The sequence below is a fragment of the Nonlabens ulvanivorans genome, assembly GCF_032922765.1.
Lineage (GTDB): Bacteria > Bacteroidota > Bacteroidia > Flavobacteriales > Flavobacteriaceae > Nonlabens > Nonlabens ulvanivorans.
In genome coordinates this window covers 1,157,964-1,175,811 of the sequence record NZ_CP136694.1, presented here as the reverse complement: position 1 = coordinate 1,175,811, position 17,848 = coordinate 1,157,964, and the positions used below count along the sequence as shown (strand labels likewise).

Genomic DNA, 17,848 nt, shown 5'->3' with positions numbered 1-17,848 from the left:
TTAGGGTTGTTAGTTTTCTAATTTAAATAAACATATCCAGCAATGGGTTTTAAACCAGGCTCGTTAAATTCTATAATATAAAAATAAGTTCCAGTTGGTAGTCTTTTGCCTTTTTTATGCGCTAGTCCACGGTTACTGGTTCCGTCCCAAGAAGATGTATTATTGTCACCTTCCCAAATTTTCATACCATATCTGGTAAATATAAAAATTTTATGTTTATCATATACGTCTCTTAATCCAGAAACGATGAACGTATCATTTATCCCATCATCGTCAGGTGTAAGGACATTGAACACTTCAACAGGGCAGTTTTTTACGTTGATGTTAAAAGAAGTGATGTCATAACAATATGTATTACTTACTCTTACATACAATGTTTGCGGAGAACTTATATTTTGATAAGGTAGATTTGTGCTAATTGAATTAATATTTAGTCTAGCTTCTTCATCAGTCTCGTGAATGGAGACTGATTGGTTTGAGGTAGAACTGACCTGTGATTCTATAATCGATAAATTAAAACTTGCCGTATCAAAACCTTCATCACATAACTCGATATCCATAGGAACTGCATCGATAATAGCTGGTTCAAATACTGTAATTTCTATAGTCTCTGTAAAGCTGGATACAAGTGTTTCAACATTTGCTGTGACCGTATAAGTTCCTGGAGCACTAAAAATATGACTAGGATTTAAATCCATCGAGATGTTATTAGAACTGTTTATATCACCAAAGTCCCATAATATACTTTCAACTTGTGCACTTGTATTAAAAGTAAATGCTTGAGATTCTCCAAAACAATGGTCTACTGCATTTATATCTCCATTTAATAAAAATGATTGAACAAAAATAGGTAGCCCATAAATCGCTTGTGCTCCATTAGTTAAAGCAAAGTCATTATAGATATAATTAGATGCTGTACCGTTATCATCAGGATTATTAATGACACTTAAAAAACTTTCATTAATTCGGGAATGATAAATCCTGTTGTCTAGACCTAACTGTAACGCACCTCTAAAAGGAGTTATCATATCTGTATGGACTACAGTTTTACTGGCGACAATATTTGCTGCTGTTAGGTCATATTGTAAAATCTCTCCTCTTAAAAATTCATATATGACTGTTGTAGATGGTAACATATAGTCAGCCTCAGCATAAAGATATCTTCCATTACCAGAAAATTCTACTCCATAAAAGCTTGCACCATCTGCTCGAGTCATTAATGGTTGTGGATTAGAAACCACGCCGGTCGCATTATCAAAATCATATAAATATAACTCGCCACCTTGTGCATAAGCAAGACTACGCGCTTCTAGCACATTAGTGATTCCAGAAAATTCGGCCGTAGTGTTGTTTGAAAAATGAGCTGCGACTAATTTATCTCCTCGAGCATTGAGTTTAATGTATCCTCGCATTGCTGCGACATCTACGTTAGTAATAGGAGTAGAGATCAATTCTATAGTTGGTCCAACAATACTTGTTACTGGTGCTAGGTTGAGACCAGCTGCCGTAATTTCATAAGCATAGTAGGTGTCTTCAAACTGTGTAAGAACCCAAAACCCATCGCCTGTTGCATTGGATATTGCAGTCAGTTTTTCTGAAGTTAGAGGTAAAAGATTAATGTTTTTTTGTGTGGGGACAATATCACCAGTTCCTCCATTCAAAGACATATCCACAATAGAGTAGTGGAAACCTACATTCATGCGATATTGTTGATCGCTAGTGTCTACCGTAAAAATATAATATAAATCATCATTACCAGGTTGTGGAACGATGATCGCACTAGACGTACTTGAAGAATCACCTAATAGTCCTGTACCATTAGGCATTAATGTGTGTGTGGAATCGAATACTAACGATCCATCTGTATAGAATAGTAAATTTCCTAAATCATCAGAAATTGTAGCACAACCTTCTCCAGTAACTAATTGTCCTACGCCGGTAGCCGTAGCGGTACCAGACGAGAAGTCGATTCCAGCAGTAACTCCAAAGTACCACTGGGATGATTCTAGTTGCGCTTTCGCGAAAGCGGAACAAAAAATTATAAAACCTATTAAAATATATCTCATTGCCAAGAAGTAAAAATAGGCAATTTGATTTTATCTTTTTAAAGTGAAATGTGAGGAAAAGGTCGTTCCATCCATTAAAGTTGCAGTGAACCAGTAATCACTAGAAGGCATAGGATTACCATTATAAGTACCATCCCATCCTACACCATCTGCTGCGATTTGTTTTAATAGCTTACCGTAGCGATCAAATATAAAAATCTGTGCGCCTGGCTCAAACATGAATGAAGTACCTATCAACTGCCAGTAATCGTGATAATTATCATTATTAGGCGTGAAGTAACGAGGATATCCTATGACACTAAATTCTTGTTGTACTGTACCACAACCATTTTTATCTCTTACATATAAGGTGTAAAAACCTGGTGTAAGATCATCAAATATAGGACTGTCTTGGAATGGTTCTTCTAGACTTACTCGATATTCATAATTGCCTAAACCACTCACATTAGCGGTTGCTGTTCCGTTACTCGAGGTACCTGCATGTATGACGTCAATATTATCTATAGTTGCGGTCTCGCTTATAATTACCGTGACTGTTCTGTTACTAGTACATCCATTTGTATCAGTAACTGCTACTGTATAATCACCACCAGTAGTTACTTGTATACTAAATGTATTTTCTGATGTGCTCCATAAGTAAGTATAATCAGATGGAGAACCTGTTATGATACCTGCATCAATAGTAAGTGGTTGTGGATTATTTCCACAGTAATCGATAAGCTCTATTGGTTCAATAACGGGTAAATCGTTAACTACAAGTTCTACTTCACTAATACCAAAACAGTTTCCATCAGGTGACTCTGCTCTTGCAAATATAATTTGACTATTTGGAGTTGTATTATCATAAGTGATTGGTAACACATTTTGTTCTGTCAATGCATCGTTTAAACTTGCATAATAATTCAAGGTTACATTTGAAGGAGCTGTTATTAATACAGAACTATCTGCATCACTAAGGTTAAATGTGGTAATACCATCTGCAAGGCCATCATCATCACAACCTATAAGAATGGTGTCTTGTGCATCACTTGCACTAACAGATAAAGTAACTAGAGATGTGGTATAGCAGTTAGTAGTATCATCTGTAACTCGTGCATAAACAGTCTGTAATGGTGTTGTGTTAGTATAACTAGTATTGTCTAAAGGCGACATATTATTATCTGCATCATTCTGATTGATATGATAGGTTACGGTAACACCAGTTGCGCTAGATGTTATAGTGTCATCAAATTCAGATAAATTAAATATAGTTCTACTATCTAAGGTACCATCCTCATCACACTGAAATGCATTAGTATCGTTTGCGACTGGTTTAGGATTAACGATTAAATCAAAACTGGTGGTGTCGACACAGCTAGCTTCATTAATATTAACCACTCTAGCAAATATATTCTCATTAAACGCAGTAGCATTTGTATAATTTGTTGCTAGAGGACTGTTGCCAGAATCAGCATCTGCTTGAGACGCATGGTAGCTGACTGTAAAATCTGTAGTTGATTGACTATCTAAAATTACTGGTGTTTGAAGGCTTAAATCAAAGGTTTGGAAACCGTCAAAGTCATCATCACATACTTCTAGGTTATTGACAGCATTTGCAACTGGTTGCGTAAAAATCTCAATATCAAAACTAGTCGTGTCATAACAGTCTTCGTTATTATTATTACTCACACGAGCAAATAATGTTTGTGTCAATGTTGTTGCTATATAAGGTAGCGATATTGGATTTGCACCATTATCAGCATCTGCCTGTGATGAATAGTATTCAACATTAAAGATGGTGGCATCTTGAGCTCCTAATATTTGTGGAGTGGCAGTTGCTGTTAGATCAAAGGATTCTGTACCATCATTGTTAATATCACAAACATTAACATCAATTGCTGCATTTGCAATTGGTGTATCAAAAATTTGAACACTTTTACGATAGGTTCGCACAGAACCGTTAATGGTTAAAGTAAGTACTACATTATAAATACCAGGCGCTGCATAAACATGTGTAGGACTTTCAACAGAAGAGTTCGTTCCATCGCCAAAGTCCCAATCTACTAAAGTAGGTGGTGTGTCTGAATCAAATTCAAAAGTTGTGTTATCACCTAAACAGGTAAACTCTACATCTATTAAAGCAAAGAAACTTTGTATAAACGGTGGTAAACCTTGGGCAGATAATCTTCCTGCTAGAGGAATTGCATCATGGACATAGTTACAACCTTGACCTGCAACGTTGGGGTTATTGATCACACCTAAAAAGCTACGACCATCGTTATAAGTATCAGATAATGCTCTATAAATCTTTTTATCAATTCCTAACTGCAAAGAACCTCTATATCCTGCCCTTGTATCTATAACAACGGTTGATGACTCAGGATTAGGACTAGTCATATCAAATTGAAATAGAGTAGAAGAATGTGCTGCAGGATCGTTACTATTTGCATCATTTGATGCCGAAACATAGAGAAGACTACTATCTGGAGAAAACTCTACACCATAACCACTCCTATTTTGACCTGTGAATTGGAGTTGTCTTTCATTACTAACAATTCCAGTCAATTGGTCATAATCATATAAAAAACTACCCGTCCCCATATTACAAGAAACCATGTACTGACCATCTGGGGATATTTTTAAATTACCACGTCGTCCACCATTATTGATAGTTGTAGCTACTTGAGATTTAACCGGTACGGGATCTATGCCTGTAGGACTAACGGTGAATGTGTAAAAGGTATCAAAAGCTGTACCTATCCCATTAAATTCTGCAAGAGCCGTGACTAATATTTCATCATTAACTCCATGATTAATAGCGGTAATTTTTTCAGAACATGTATTAATTAAATTATTAGGATTTGTAATACTAGAAACCACAGCACCTTGATTGAGGTTTGCGGTCATATCTACTTCATACCAGTGTAAACCACTATCCTGACCACCAGTTGCAGCGGTATCTACAGTAAATATGTAGTAAATGTCTGGATCTTGAGGTTTAGGTATAATAATAGCACTTTGTGTACTTGATGGATTACCGCGCAATCCTTGACCATTTTGCATGATCAAATGATTTCTGTCAAATACAGTAATTCCATCCGTATAAAAAAGAAGGTTTCCACTCGAATCAGAGATTGATGCACAACCTTCAAAAGTATCTAGTTGTCCATTTGTAACAGGTGTTACAGCTCCAGTTACTGGATCAAAGGTGATACCAGCATTAAACCCAAAATACCAATTAGAGGCTTCTAATTGAGCCGTTGATAATTGAGATGCAGCGACTATTAGTAAAATTACTATCGCAACTATTTTCTTTTTCATAAAAATCATAGTTGCGAAAATAATACATACATATCACAATTTTATGCTAATTATAGATCTCTACGTTTTAAGATTTTATAAGACCAAAAAATAAACAAAAAGCTCCAAACCATGGACACTGCTACGTTTATAAAACTTACACCGTAATCCTTAATGTATTCACCTTGAGTTATTTGTTCAATTCCTCCTTGTACAATTGATATTTTTGTAAAAGGCTCTTTTATCAATAAACTAGCGGATTCTAATGGTAAAATATGTTGAATAACATTCCAAGTATCGACTTCATATTTAAAATCAATGAAAGAGCTTATTCCCCTGATAACCAGCTCGAAAATCCACCATACACCTATCAATCCTAAGGCAAATGCACTGCGTTTTACTAATACACCTGCAAATAGGCAAAAACAGAAGAACATTAAATGACTAATGAAAAATGCAGGTAGATACTCCATTTTAGAAAAAATTATTCCAATCTCTAGATAGTCAGAATGAAATAAACCTAATATTAAAGATGCAATAAATACAATCATTGTAGTAAGTAGTGCAAGTGTAATCGCTAGATATAATTTTGATAGTATCAATTCTTTCTTGCTTAGTCCATCAATAAGATTTTGCTTTAAAGTTCTATTACTATATTCATTTGCAGTAAGAGAAACAATTACTATCGCAATGAAAATTTTCAAGAAACTTACCATGTAAGTACTTAAGTGCCATATATATGGAAAATTAAAAATACCTAAATCGGATAAGCTACCTTTAAATCCATTGATATTCACCTGAATTAATCCAGTAAACATTAATAAAATAACGATGACTAAATAGATTATAGTAAGGACTTTAGAGCTTTTACTGTATTTAAATTTATGGAATTCTATATCGAGTAATCTTTTCATGGCTAGTTGTGGTTAGTAAGTTGAATAAATTGATCTTCAAGGCTTTGTTTTTTAAGGAAAAGCTTGTTGAGAGAAATATTTTTTTCAAAAGCTGCAGCATTAATTTTACCTAGATCAACAGGTTGATTAAGGACTACTTTAAAACCTTCGATTTCCTCTTTAACAGAAACAGCATATGGTTGCCCCTTTAAAAATTCAAAAAGACCATCTCTATTTGTAGCATCTAGATGTACCACACCATAATTATGATTCATTTCATCTACCGCGCCACAATAAAGAGTTTTTCCCTGTCGCAATACGATAACATGTGTACATACTTTCTCAACTTCATCCAGTAGGTGAGAAGCTAGTAGAATTGTGGTTCCTGACTTTGCGATGTCCTGAATAATATCTCTAATCTTACGTATACCTTGTGGATCTAGACCATTAGTAGGCTCATCTAGGATTAGAATTTCTGGATCATTTAAAAGTGCACTGGCAATAGCCAGTCGTTGTTTCATACCTAAAGAATACGTACTGAATGGACTATGCTTGCGTGCTAGCAAATCTACCACAGCCAGCTTTTCTTCAATCTTATCTTTAGCAATATTTTTAATTTTACAAACCAGTTCTAAGTTTTGAACAGCGGTCATGCTAGGATAGAAATTAGGTCGTTCTATAATAGCTCCTATACGTTTAAGTGCATCATGATTTGTTGTTGTCCCTTCAAACCAATCATAAGAACCAGAAGTAGGATTCACAACATTGAGTACCATACCCAAAGTAGTTGACTTTCCACTACCATTAGGACCTAGGATACCATAAACATGACCTTTTTCTATTTTAAAACTTACGTTATCTACAGCTTTGAGACCGCTGTAGTTTTTAGAAAGGTTTTTTATTTCTAGAATAGTTTTCACAAGCGATTTATTTTGGTTATTATGTATGACTGTAAAATAATAAAATTGTTACCGTAAAAAGGTACAAATCTATGATAGAAGAAAAATTACTTTCATGTAAAAAACCTACTTATCCTGTAAGTCAAGCACTTAATGCGTATCTAAAAAGATATAATAGGCAAACTAGTATACAAGTGTCTTATGATGATCTATTAAGGTTTCAAGGCTGTATTACAGTCTATGATAAAAATGAAGAAGATACCTTATGGGTAAGATGCTATTACTCAGACTCAGAGCGTGATATTATAGATGCTGCTCTTAAAAAAGTCTATGATATTTTACACAGTGATGGTAGCGATGATCTACTAGATTATTTAAGTGTAGATGCTGTTGATTATTGCACCTTTGGTAATACAAAACCATTCCGTATTAAGATTAGAAACATCTTAAATGATGGTTTTACATATTTCTATGTAAAAAAAGCAGATGCGTCGCGTGTTTATGGATTAGAGTTAGAGCACCTTTTATCACCACATCGTATCAACTTTTTAGTTTATGATAATACGCTCATTGAAGAGCACATTGCCGGCATACCAGGTGATGAATTTATTGCAGACTATATTAAAGATTGTACTGAGTCTGAACTTACACAAATTGCAAAAGAGTTTGTAAAATTTAATGAGCGTTGTTTTATCAGACTTTTAGGTGATATGCGAGCTTATAATTATGTCGTGATTCCTACACATGATTTTGATCGTGTTAGTTATGCCATACGAGCGATTGACTTTGATCAACAGTGTTATGAAGGTAGATTAAAAGTTTATCGTCCTCAGTTTTTTAAAGAGAATCTACCGATGGTTCAGAATGTTACCGATCGTTTAAAAAACCAAAGTATCGATCAGTATAAAAAAGAAGAGCGTGCTTTGATTTCTAAGAGATTGATTAATACACAAAGCCGCTATCGCAGTCTTATGAAATGCATGAGAGCAGATAAGGTAAGTACACCAGAAAAAACAAAACAACTAGGTCGCGAGTTACATGAATTTACTAAAGATGTGAAGTTTAAAAGATCTCGTAATATGGGATCTGTGCTAGCAAACGTTTTAGACTTTGTGAAACGTAATTATGAACACGTCCATAAGGTTTAAATAGCAATAAATTGTGGTTATTACGCTTTCGCGAAAGCGTAAAAAAAAGCCCAGAGCTATTTAATAGCTTTGGGCTTTTTTATATACTTATTTATGGATTATTTCAATCTCTCAAGTAACTTTTCTGCAACAAGCTCTGATGAAGCAGGATTTTGACCTGTAATCAGTAAACCATCTTCAACGGCATAAGGATTCCAGTCGTCTTTTTTAGAATAAATACCACCGTTGCTTATCAACATATCTTCTACTAGAAAAGGTACCACATCTGTAAGCTGTACAGCATCTTCTTCACCATTTGTAAAGCCAGTAACTTTTTTACCTTTTACTAATGGAGAACCGTCTGTATTTTTAGTATTCTTAAAAATTGCTGGTGCGTGACATACGGCAGCAACTATTTTATTGTTATTGTAGAAGGACTCAATCAGTTTGATAGAGTTTTCATCTTCTGCAAGATCCCATAATGGTCCGTGACCACCAGGATAGAATACCGCGTCATAGTCGGCTTGAGAAATCTCGCTTAATATAATTGTTTTAGAAATCTTATCCTGTGTTTCTTGATCTTCATAGTACCTCTTTGTGGAAGGTGTTTGAAAATCTGGTTGTTCACTTTTAGGATCAATAGGTGGTTGTCCACCTTTAGGTGATGCAAGTGTAACGTTAACACCTTTATCTGTAAGTAGGTAATAAGGAGCAGCAAATTCTTCAACCCAAAAACCTGTTTTTTCTCCAGTGTCGCCTAATTCATCGTGACTCGTTAATACAAATAATACATTTTTCATAGCTGTGTTTTTTGTTTCTGTTATGTTTTTATTTTCTACTAGATTATCCTTCTCTTGTGTTTTTGAACCGCAAGAGCTTAATAATAATGTAGCGATAAAGACTAAAGTTATTTTATTCATTTATAATTATTGATATTGTTAGTACAAAATTATGATGAATAGAAGCCTTAAAAATTGATGTATGTTAAGAAACACTGTTTTGTGCAATTTCTTTTCTTATTCTACTTAAACTCTCTGTGGTTATACCTAGAAAAGAAGCAATGTGATAGTTTTTCACGCTTTGTTCAATATTAGGGTAGGTAGTAATAAAAGATAGATAACGTTCTTTGGCAGTTTGAGAAAGGCTAGCGAGAATCCTTTTTTGAAAACTCGCAAAAGCTCCTTCCATTTTTTTTCTAAAAAAGGTTTCCAATTGTGGTATCTCTAGCAGTAAAGCATCCATGTTAGACCTTGAAATTTTATAAACTGTAGTATCCTGTATCGTTTCTATATTCATAATAGCCTTACCTGTATTAAAAAAAGCCGTATAATCACTAATCCACCAATCGTTAATAGCAAATTGGATGGTGTGCTCTTTACCAGCAGCATCTATAAAATAGGTGCGTAAACAGCCTTGATCAACATAATATTGATGATAAACGGTGTCCTGCGCCTGAAGTAAAGAGCTTCCTTTTTTTAATTCAATTCGTTCCATTTTATCTTCAATTATTCGACTTTCATTTTGAGAAAGTACAATGTCTTTGAAAATTTGAGATATAATGGTATGAGTTGAGGACATTATGAAATGATTTAAAAATGCTACTATGGATTTGTCGACCATAAAGCAGCGCTTTTAAGCATCGCTCTTTTAGGTAATTTAAGTCCTGCAACAATTAGTTCTGCAAAATCTTCTGGTTGTAAAACACTGTCTTCTGAGTCTTTACTAGCAATACCTAAATCAATAGACATATCAGATGCAATAGTGCTAGGTGTAAGAGTACATACTCTAATGTTATTCTTACGTACTTCTTTCATTAACGATTCTGACATTCCGATTACAGCAAATTTTGATGCAGAATATGCTGATGTGCTAGCATTACCATTTAGTCCTGCTGTAGAAGATACATTAATAATTTCTCCATGATTTTGTTCAATAAGATGTGGTAATACTTCTTTAGTAACATAATACATACCCATGACATTAGTTTGTATAATCTGACTCCATTGTTCTACAGGCATATCGTTTAATGTACCAAAAGCTGCAATACCGGCATTATTTACTAATATATCTATAGAACCTAAAGTGTCTATCAACGATTTTATACCAACCTGTACTTCTTCATAATTGCCTACATCAAATGTGGCATAAGTAGCTTTAACTCCTAACTGTTCTAGTTCAGAAACAGTAGCTTTAAGAGCTTCTTCATTTCTTCCTGTAATGGCTATTTCTATTCCTTCTTTTGCAAATGCTATTGCGGTCGCTTTTCCTAGGCCACGACTACCACCGGTGATTATTGCTTTTTTACCTGTTAAATCTTGCATGTATTTGGTTTTAGAGTATGAGTATAATCAAAATAAATGAACTGTTGTTGTGTCATATTTTGAGTTAATGAATGTCTTTTAGGATGGCTAAATTATGCATTTTGAATGGTTATAGCGATCTTGTTTATATTAATCATTTGTGAATAAATGGCAAGTGTCTAATAATTATTTTCTTGGGTTTTTATATTGAAAATAGGCCTTGTAACTTTCAGAAAATCATAAATGATAAATCGCGATAGCATAAATGAATATCATAACTAGCATTGGGATTTTATTTACAAAAGCACCGGATAAAGCTACAAGTCCGATGGTAGCAGCTATTAGTGCTAAAAAAAAAGAACAATAGCGATAATTCTGGCCCATTGTTTTGCTTGAAATACAAAAATTAATAAAACCACAGTCAGTATAAACCTTATACCTTGCTGTATCAGTTTTGAAGTATCGATTTCTGGTAAGGCAGATTGATAGAAATATATGGTATGAAGAGAAACTAACAGAATACTAATAGAAATTAAGATGGTTCTACGTTTGCCTAATTGTTCTAATTCGTTCATTGTTATAAAGTACTTTTATTGATAGCCTGCTGCTTGTAAATTAAATAGCTTTTCATATAATTTAGGTTCTGACATAAGTTCTTCATGCGTTCCTATTTCTGCTACTGTACCGTTTTCAAGGACCAATATTCTGTCTGCCATTCTTACAGTAGAAAATCGATGTGAGATGATGATGCTAGTTTTACCTTTAGTAAGTCCTATAAAACGTTCAAACACGTCATATTCTGCTTGTGCATCTAGTGCGCTAGTAGGTTCATCGAGTACAATTACATCTGCATCTTTCATATACGCTCTAGCAAGTGCTACTTTTTGCCATTGTCCGCCACTTAGTTCTTGCCCTTTTGCAAATCGTCTACCTAATTGTTGATCGATTCCATCTTTCATAACTTCGACTACTTGGTTAGCGAGACTGCGATCTGCTGCGTCGTGTATCATAGGATCGTTAGTTAATTCACCAATGTTTCCGACAGCAATGTTTTCGCGTAAGCTGAATTCATACTTAAAAAAATCTTGAAATATGACTCCAAAACGTTTTCTATACTCTTGTTTATTAAATTTAGAAATATTGATTCCGTCTAGTAAAATTTCCCCTTTTGTAGGTTCATAGAAACGTAGAATCAATTTGATCAAGGTAGTTTTTCCTGCACCATTTTGTCCCACAAATGCCATTTTCTCACCAGCTCTAATTTTAAAACTGATGCCTTTTAAGACTTCTAAGTCACTACCTGCATATCCAAAATGAACGTTTCTAATTTCAAAACCTTCTTTTATTTCTGCAGGAATAGGAGTGTAGACAGTCGCTTCATCAATAACCTCAATATCGAGAAAATCAAAGTAATCTCTTAAATATAAAGAGCTTTCTGAAATGGCTGTAAATCTTGAAAAGAAGCCTTGTAAATTATTGCGCAGTCTATTAAACGAACCAGATAAGAACGTTAATTCACCAATACTTAAGGTACCTGAAATCACTTTAAAAATGATGAAAATATAAGCTCCATAATAAGATAATATTCCCAAGACGTTAAATAGAGAGCCGTAAATGCTTTGCTTTAAGGATAGCTTTTTATTGATCTCATAATAATCACCAGATAATTTTCTAAAGCGTGCAGCGATATAATCGGTTAGCCCAAAAAGTTTGACCTCTTTGGCGGTTTGATTATTAGCTCCTATAAACCTTAGATAGTCCAGTTCACGACGTTCTGCCGTCCAGCTGCGTGCCACAGAGTAGCGGTGAGAGCTGTATTTTGCCTCATTTATAAATGATGGTATGATACTTAATACTAATAGGATAATCAACAACGGCTCAAAGTAAATTAAACCAGCAATTAATGATCCTATAGAAATGATACTTTGTATCTGACTTAAAGAGGCGCTCATCAATCCTACACGACCACTAGTTTGTTGTCTTGCGCGCTCTAGTTTATCATAAAAATCAGGATCTTCTAATTGTTCTAGAGTTAGTTCATTAGTTTTTCTAATGATTTTTTCTGAAGAAGCATTAGAATATAGATCACCTATAAGTCCGTCCGTTAAATTGATCAATCGATTCAATAAATCAGCTATAATAGCTATTCCTAGTTCAATACCTACATAGGTCCATAATTGCGTCAGGTCTTGTTGATCCAGTGAGATTTGTAAAATCACCTCGTCGATGATTAATTTACCGACCCACAAAAGTGCTACAGGACTAATAGCTGTAAGCAATCTTGCCACAAAATTGGTCACAAATAATTTAGGACTCGCACGCCAAATTTCTTTAAAAAATCTAGGTAAGGTCTTTAATGCGCTAAAAGAGAAGGTTTTTCCCTTTTTACTTTGTTCTTTTATGGATGCTGGTGCTCTTCTCGCCACGTTATTTGTTTATAAGGTAAAGGTAAAGCGATTTATACAGTTCGCTTACGCGAAAAGGTATTTTAAACAATCCTTAAGAACTTTAAAAAACGTCTACTTTACTAGTAAATCATATTAAATACCCGAGCTTCTTTACATGTAAGGATTACCACTATAATGTCTAGGATATTTTTTACTCCAATCTTTACGCTTATTATAAATCACTAGTTTGAGTTCATTCAATTCGGGATGGCTTTTTTCTAGCTTTTTCATCACTGCAGACATTTCTTTTACTTGTTCTACCGTTATGTGCTCATTCCAGATTAGTTGAGTTCCATATTTCTCTATCGCCTGAATACGATGATGCTTCACAGCATTTTGAAAATGATGCCAGTCAGCATCTATAGTTTTAGCGTCTCTCTTTTTTATTATTGATAAATAGTAGAAGAAGAAAATCACAATGGCTAGAGTAACCACCATTGTAATTGCAATTATGATTGCATTATTCATCTAAGTAAATGTTTTAATTATTTCTCTTCCTTTTTTAAATCCACCATTTCAATGATGTATGGCTCAGTACCCAACATGATAAAGTCTACATGCAATGTGAAGAGTACATCCTTTTGAGATTTATCTTTAAAAATTAGTAAGCCTTCATAACCTGGCTGCCCTAATTTAAAAATGGCTCGCGTTTTATAGAGCAAATCCACATATTCAACTTTCTTCCAATTGATATTGAGTTTCTGTGCTGCGTCTCTTATGCCGTCGTGGTCTTCTTTAAGTAGTTCTGCATATCGAGTTCTACTCACTGCTTTTATAATTTCTTTATCCTCATCAGACATTAATAAATCTGGTGAGTCTGCAGCTTTATTTAAAAGAATTAATGAAACCATATGACTCTTATAAGTCGATAAACCAAAAGCTTCTCGATCACTAATATCTTCAATTAATTCATAAGCTTTTTTCTTCATTAAGTTTACCGTTTCATTCTGCGCGGTACTCAATTGGAAAAATAAAAGTAGAAGTAGGGTTGTGGTGATGTTTTTCATGGAGTAAAATCAAAGTTTAAATATAAAACTTTAAGCTTGTTCCTGCCTATTGTACAACCAATATAAAATTGATAATGAAAATGAAATCCTTTTATTATTTATTTAATCACCTATATTTGGTTTGTTAAATTGGTCAACCAATTTAAGTAATTTACAAGCTCATGAAATTAACGATGGATTATTCTTTTAAAAAGCATCTGATATACATCATATTATCACTTTTAATTGTTGCTTTTGTTTACGCCTGCTCAGCTCATAAGAACACCATTCAAGGTACTTCAACATCTTATAAATTAGATCCTAATTTAACACCTGCTGAGAACTTTGATTTATCTCATTGGAAAATCACATTGTCCTCTGGAAAAGAAAAAACGGTTGAAGAAATAAATAATGGATTTACACTTAAAAATCAGTTTTACACAGACCCAAAAGATGGTGGAATGGTTTTCAAAAATTATCCTAAAGGTGCTGGGACGACACAAAACTCCACTTATTCAAGAGTAGAACTACGCGAAATGTTGCGAGGAAATAATTCCAGTATAAACACTAAAGGAATCACAGGTAACAATTGGGTCTTTAGTTCATCAACGATTGAGAATCAAGAAAAGGCTGGAGCGATTGATGGTGTTTTAAAAGCAACTTTAAAAGTTAATCGTGTTACTGAGACTTCTAGCAGCAACGAACAAGTAGGTAGGGTAATAATAGGGCAAATTCACGCGAGTGATGATGAGCCTATACGTTTGTATTATCACAAACAACCTGATCATAGAAAAGGAGCTATCTACTTTGCGCACGAGCCTCGCTATTCTCAAGAACTATATATTAATATGATAGGAAATTATGTAGATGAGAAGGGTAGTGCTGTCGGAAAATATAATGGAGCAAGTAGTCCTAGTAATGGAATAGCGCTTAATGAAGAGTTCTCATATAAAATTGAGGCAAAAGGCAATTCTCTAAAAGTAGATCTCTATGATGATGAAGGGAAAAATATCGCTTCTAAAGAAGTAGACATGACCAGAAGTGGCTTTGCAAACGACTGGTTGTATTTTAAAGCAGGAGTTTATTCTGGTAACAAAACAGTACTGAGTTCATCAGATTTTGAGCAAGTTACTTTTTATAATTTAGAGGTGGAGCATTAGAATCGGTAAATGGTTCTATATCGTATTTGACAAGATTACTTTTTTTAATATGCAGTTCCATAACTCGTTTTTCTGAAGGTGAGCAGAGCTCAAACTGACCTTTTTAGAGAGTATCTTTTTGCGCAAGCAAATACCCTAAACAAAAAATCCCTAAACTTTTAGTTTAGGGATTTATAATATTACTATTTACAATATTTGCTACTGTAAACTCAATAAGCTATGCTTATTTAACTTCTTCAAAATCTACATCTTCAACATCGCTTGTGTCATCACCAGCTTGTTGTTGTGCGCCAGCGTCTGGTCCAGGTTGTCCACCTTGAGCATCTGCTTGAGCTTTGTACATTTCTTCACTTGCTGCTGTCCAAACTGTGTTTAGTTTTTCTAGAGCAGGATCGATTACTGCGATATCTTTAGTTTCATAAGCAGCTTTTAACTCAGTAAGCGCCTCAGTAATTGGTGCTTTTTTGTCTTCTGGTAACTTATCACCAAATTCTTCTAACTGTTGCTCAGTTTGGAAAATCATCTGATCTGCCGCGTTCAACTTGTCTGCAGTTTCTTTTGCTTTTGCATCAGCATCAGCATTTGCAGCAGCATCTTGCTTCATTTTCTCGATTTCTTCTTCACTAAGTCCAGAAGAAGCCTCGATACGGATATCTTGTTTCTTACCAGTTGCTTTATCCTCTGCACTTACTTTAATGATACCGTTAGCATCAATGTCAAAAGTAACTTCAATTTGTGGAGTACCGCGACGTGCTGGTGGAATGTCAGATAAGTGGAAACGACCGATCGTCTTGTTATCTGCAGCCATAGAACGTTCTCCTTGAATCACGTGGATCTCAACACTAGGTTGATTATCTGCCGCTGTAGAGAATACTTGTGACTTTTTAGTAGGAATGGTTGTGTTAGACTCAATTAATTTAGTCATTACACCACCCATAGTTTCAATACCTAAAGAAAGTGGAGTTACATCTAATAAAAGAACGTCTTTTACATCACCAGTTAAAACACCACCTTGAATTGCAGCACCTATCGCTACAACCTCATCAGGATTTACACCTTTTGATGGAGCTTTACCAAAGAATTTCTCAACGGCTTCTTGTACAGCAGGAATACGAGTTGATCCACCTACTAGGATGATTTCATCAATATCACCAGTTGAAAGACCTGCATTTTTTAATGCTGTCTGACATGGCGCGATAGTTCTTTTTACTAAGTCAGAGATAAGTTTCTCAAAAGCAGATTTTGTAAGTGTTTTTACAAGGTGCTTAGGACCACTAGCAGTAGCTGTTACATATGGTAAGTTAATTTCTGTCTGTGCGCTAGAAGAAAGTTCAATTTTTGCTTTTTCAGCAGCTTCTTTAAGACGTTGTAAAGCCATAGGATCTTGTCTAAGATCGATATCTTCGGCAGTCTTAAATTCATCTGCTAACCAGTCGATGATTTTTTGATCTACATCATCACCACCTAAGTGTGTATCACCATCAGTAGATAGTACTTCAAATACACCATCACCTAATTCTAATATAGAAACATCATGTGTTCCACCACCGAAATCAAATACAACGATTTTTTGATCTGTATCTTTTTTATCCATACCATAAGCTAGTGCCGCAGCAGTAGGCTCATTAATGATACGTTCTACTTTAAGACCTGCGATCTCACCAGCTTCTTTAGTTGCTTGACGTTGAGAATCGTTAAAGTAAGCAGGTACAGTAATTACAGCACCAGTTACTTCTTGTCCTAGATAATCTTCTGCTGTTTTCTTCATTTTTTGAAGAATCATAGCACTTAATTCTTGAGGTGTATACAAACGACCATCGATATCTACACGTGGTGTATCATTATCACCTTTAACTACACTGTAAGGTACACGTGAAGCTTCATTGCTAGACTCGCTAAATTTGTTACCCATAAAACGCTTTACAGATGCAACCGTTTTAGTAGGGTTAGTTACCGCTTGTCTTTTTGCAGGATCTCCTACTTTAATCTCACCACCTTCAACAAAGGCGATTACAGATGGAGTAGTTCTTTTTCCTTCAGCATTAGGAATTACTACAGGCTCGCTTCCTTCCATTACAGAAACACAGCTGTTTGTCGTCCCTAAGTCTATTCCGATTATTTTACTCATTATAAATGTATTTTAATTTTAATGTTCAATTTTTTACACTTTCCTTAGGTCAATGTTTGTGCCATGACAGTGTTAGTGACACGATGTCATTATTGTTGTAAAAATGGCATTTCTAAAGTTGTATTGGTCTCGCTTTCGCGAAAGCGTATAATAACACAGTATCTAAATAATACTGACGCTAGCCGTTGTATAGAGTGAATAATGTCAAGTATTGTTTAATGAAATTGAACCTTGAAGAATGATTTACATGGTTTTATTAAATCCAATAAGATGCTGTCAGTTAATAGAAAATTTAAGAATCTGTCGCTTTTTTAAAACTTCTTACCATATAAAGAAATAAGAAAAGTATTAAAGCAATCCATGGTGCACCATGCATGAAGGTGTCCCAATAATCCATTAATCCCATTCCATCGCCACCACCAGCAATCCATTTTAACTTACCCCAAATATGAGGTTCTGGACTAAATGGTGCTAGGCCTAATGTGAGACTAGCGATTAAAGCAAGAAGTATATTTCGTTTTAAATTCATGCGAGCAATATAACAATTGTTAGGAAAAAAAGCG

The 17,848-nt window shown here is 34.7% G+C and carries 15 protein-coding genes; 2 read left to right on the top strand and 13 right to left on the bottom strand.

Annotation, left to right across the window (positions count from 1 at the left end):
* Positions 1-17: 17 nt before the first annotated feature.
* The 4 genes from R1T42_RS05390 to R1T42_RS05375 are packed head-to-tail and all read right to left on the bottom strand — an operon-like array spanning position 18 to position 7,158.
* Positions 18-2,066 (bottom strand): T9SS type B sorting domain-containing protein, encoded by a 2,049-nt coding sequence (locus R1T42_RS05390; RefSeq protein ID WP_317291589.1) that lies wholly within the window; start codon positions 2,064-2,066, stop codon positions 18-20.
* 30 nt (positions 2,067-2,096) lie between these two features.
* Positions 2,097-5,366, bottom strand: a complete 3,270-nt coding sequence (locus tag R1T42_RS05385) for a T9SS type B sorting domain-containing protein (protein WP_317291588.1) — start codon at positions 5,364-5,366, stop codon at positions 2,097-2,099.
* Between the two features lie 50 nt (positions 5,367-5,416).
* Entirely contained in the window at positions 5,417-6,259 is an 843-nt protein-coding gene (locus R1T42_RS05380) for an ABC transporter permease (protein WP_042289057.1), read from the bottom strand.
* 2 nt (positions 6,260-6,261) lie between these two features.
* Positions 6,262-7,158, bottom strand: coding sequence for an ABC transporter ATP-binding protein (locus R1T42_RS05375; protein ID WP_317291587.1), 897 nt, complete (start codon positions 7,156-7,158; stop codon positions 6,262-6,264).
* Between the two features lie 71 nt (positions 7,159-7,229).
* On the opposite strand from R1T42_RS05375, the gene R1T42_RS05370 reads away from it, so the two are divergent.
* Positions 7,230-8,285, top strand: coding sequence for a hypothetical protein (locus R1T42_RS05370; RefSeq protein WP_317291586.1), 1,056 nt, complete (start codon positions 7,230-7,232; stop codon positions 8,283-8,285).
* A gap of 98 nt (positions 8,286-8,383) precedes the next feature.
* Here R1T42_RS05370 and R1T42_RS05365 read toward each other — a convergent pair whose 3' ends face one another.
* The 7 genes from R1T42_RS05365 to R1T42_RS05335 all read right to left on the bottom strand — a co-directional run bounded on the left by R1T42_RS05365 (position 8,384) and on the right by R1T42_RS05335 (position 14,018).
* Positions 8,384-9,184, bottom strand: a complete 801-nt coding sequence (locus R1T42_RS05365; protein WP_317291585.1) for a type 1 glutamine amidotransferase domain-containing protein — start codon at positions 9,182-9,184, stop codon at positions 8,384-8,386.
* A gap of 64 nt (positions 9,185-9,248) precedes the next feature.
* A complete protein-coding gene (locus R1T42_RS05360) occupies positions 9,249-9,842 on the bottom strand; it encodes a Crp/Fnr family transcriptional regulator (protein ID WP_317291584.1) in 594 nt (197 codons plus the stop codon).
* A gap of 23 nt (positions 9,843-9,865) precedes the next feature.
* Entirely contained in the window at positions 9,866-10,585 is a 720-nt protein-coding gene (locus tag R1T42_RS05355; protein WP_317291583.1) for a 3-ketoacyl-ACP reductase, read from the bottom strand.
* 326 nt (positions 10,586-10,911) lie between these two features.
* Positions 10,912-11,139, bottom strand: a complete 228-nt coding sequence (locus R1T42_RS05350; protein WP_317291582.1) for a hypothetical protein — start codon at positions 11,137-11,139, stop codon at positions 10,912-10,914.
* Positions 11,140-11,154: 15 nt separating this feature from the next.
* A complete protein-coding gene (locus tag R1T42_RS05345) occupies positions 11,155-12,990 on the bottom strand; it encodes an ABC transporter ATP-binding protein (protein WP_317291581.1) in 1,836 nt (611 codons plus the stop codon).
* Between the two features lie 132 nt (positions 12,991-13,122).
* Positions 13,123-13,479, bottom strand: coding sequence for a hypothetical protein (locus R1T42_RS05340; protein ID WP_317291580.1), 357 nt, complete (start codon positions 13,477-13,479; stop codon positions 13,123-13,125).
* 17 nt (positions 13,480-13,496) lie between these two features.
* Positions 13,497-14,018 carry a hypothetical protein gene (locus R1T42_RS05335; RefSeq protein ID WP_317291579.1) on the bottom strand — a complete coding sequence of 174 codons (522 nt, stop codon included), beginning with the start codon at positions 14,016-14,018 and terminating at the stop codon, positions 13,497-13,499.
* 161 nt (positions 14,019-14,179) lie between these two features.
* Between R1T42_RS05335 and R1T42_RS05330 the strand changes: the two genes are divergently transcribed.
* Positions 14,180-15,157, top strand: coding sequence for a polysaccharide lyase family 7 protein (locus tag R1T42_RS05330; protein ID WP_317291578.1), 978 nt, complete (start codon positions 14,180-14,182; stop codon positions 15,155-15,157).
* A gap of 223 nt (positions 15,158-15,380) precedes the next feature.
* Here the strand turns inward: R1T42_RS05330 and dnaK are convergent, their stop codons facing one another.
* Positions 15,381-17,285, bottom strand: coding sequence for a molecular chaperone DnaK (gene dnaK, locus R1T42_RS05325; RefSeq protein ID WP_317291577.1), 1,905 nt, complete (start codon positions 17,283-17,285; stop codon positions 15,381-15,383).
* Between the two features lie 292 nt (positions 17,286-17,577).
* Positions 17,578-17,814 carry a hypothetical protein gene (locus R1T42_RS05320; RefSeq protein ID WP_042272116.1) on the bottom strand — a complete coding sequence of 79 codons (237 nt, stop codon included), beginning with the start codon at positions 17,812-17,814 and terminating at the stop codon, positions 17,578-17,580.
* Between the last annotated feature and the right edge of the window lie 34 nt (positions 17,815-17,848).

Coding starts and splice junctions, on each gene's coding strand:
- R1T42_RS05390 (WP_317291589.1), bottom strand. CDS start 2,066: ATGAGATATATTTTAATAGGTTTTATAATTTTTTGTTCCGCTTTCGCG.
- R1T42_RS05385 (WP_317291588.1), bottom strand. CDS start 5,366: ATGAAAAAGAAAATAGTTGCGATAGTAATTTTACTAATAGTCGCTGCA.
- R1T42_RS05380 (WP_042289057.1), bottom strand. CDS start 6,259: ATGAAAAGATTACTCGATATAGAATTCCATAAATTTAAATACAGTAAA.
- R1T42_RS05370 (WP_317291586.1), top strand. CDS start 7,230: ATGATAGAAGAAAAATTACTTTCATGTAAAAAACCTACTTATCCTGTA.
- R1T42_RS05365 (WP_317291585.1), bottom strand. CDS start 9,184: ATGAATAAAATAACTTTAGTCTTTATCGCTACATTATTATTAAGCTCT.
- R1T42_RS05360 (WP_317291584.1), bottom strand. CDS start 9,842: ATGTCCTCAACTCATACCATTATATCTCAAATTTTCAAAGACATTGTA.
- R1T42_RS05355 (WP_317291583.1), bottom strand. CDS start 10,585: ATGCAAGATTTAACAGGTAAAAAAGCAATAATCACCGGTGGTAGTCGT.
- R1T42_RS05350 (WP_317291582.1), bottom strand. CDS start 11,139: ATGAACGAATTAGAACAATTAGGCAAACGTAGAACCATCTTAATTTCT.
- R1T42_RS05340 (WP_317291580.1), bottom strand. CDS start 13,479: ATGAATAATGCAATCATAATTGCAATTACAATGGTGGTTACTCTAGCC.
- R1T42_RS05335 (WP_317291579.1), bottom strand. CDS start 14,018: ATGAAAAACATCACCACAACCCTACTTCTACTTTTATTTTTCCAATTG.
- R1T42_RS05330 (WP_317291578.1), top strand. CDS start 14,180: ATGAAATTAACGATGGATTATTCTTTTAAAAAGCATCTGATATACATC.
- dnaK (WP_317291577.1), bottom strand. CDS start 17,285: ATGAGTAAAATAATCGGAATAGACTTAGGGACGACAAACAGCTGTGTT.
- R1T42_RS05320 (WP_042272116.1), bottom strand. CDS start 17,814: ATGAATTTAAAACGAAATATACTTCTTGCTTTAATCGCTAGTCTCACA.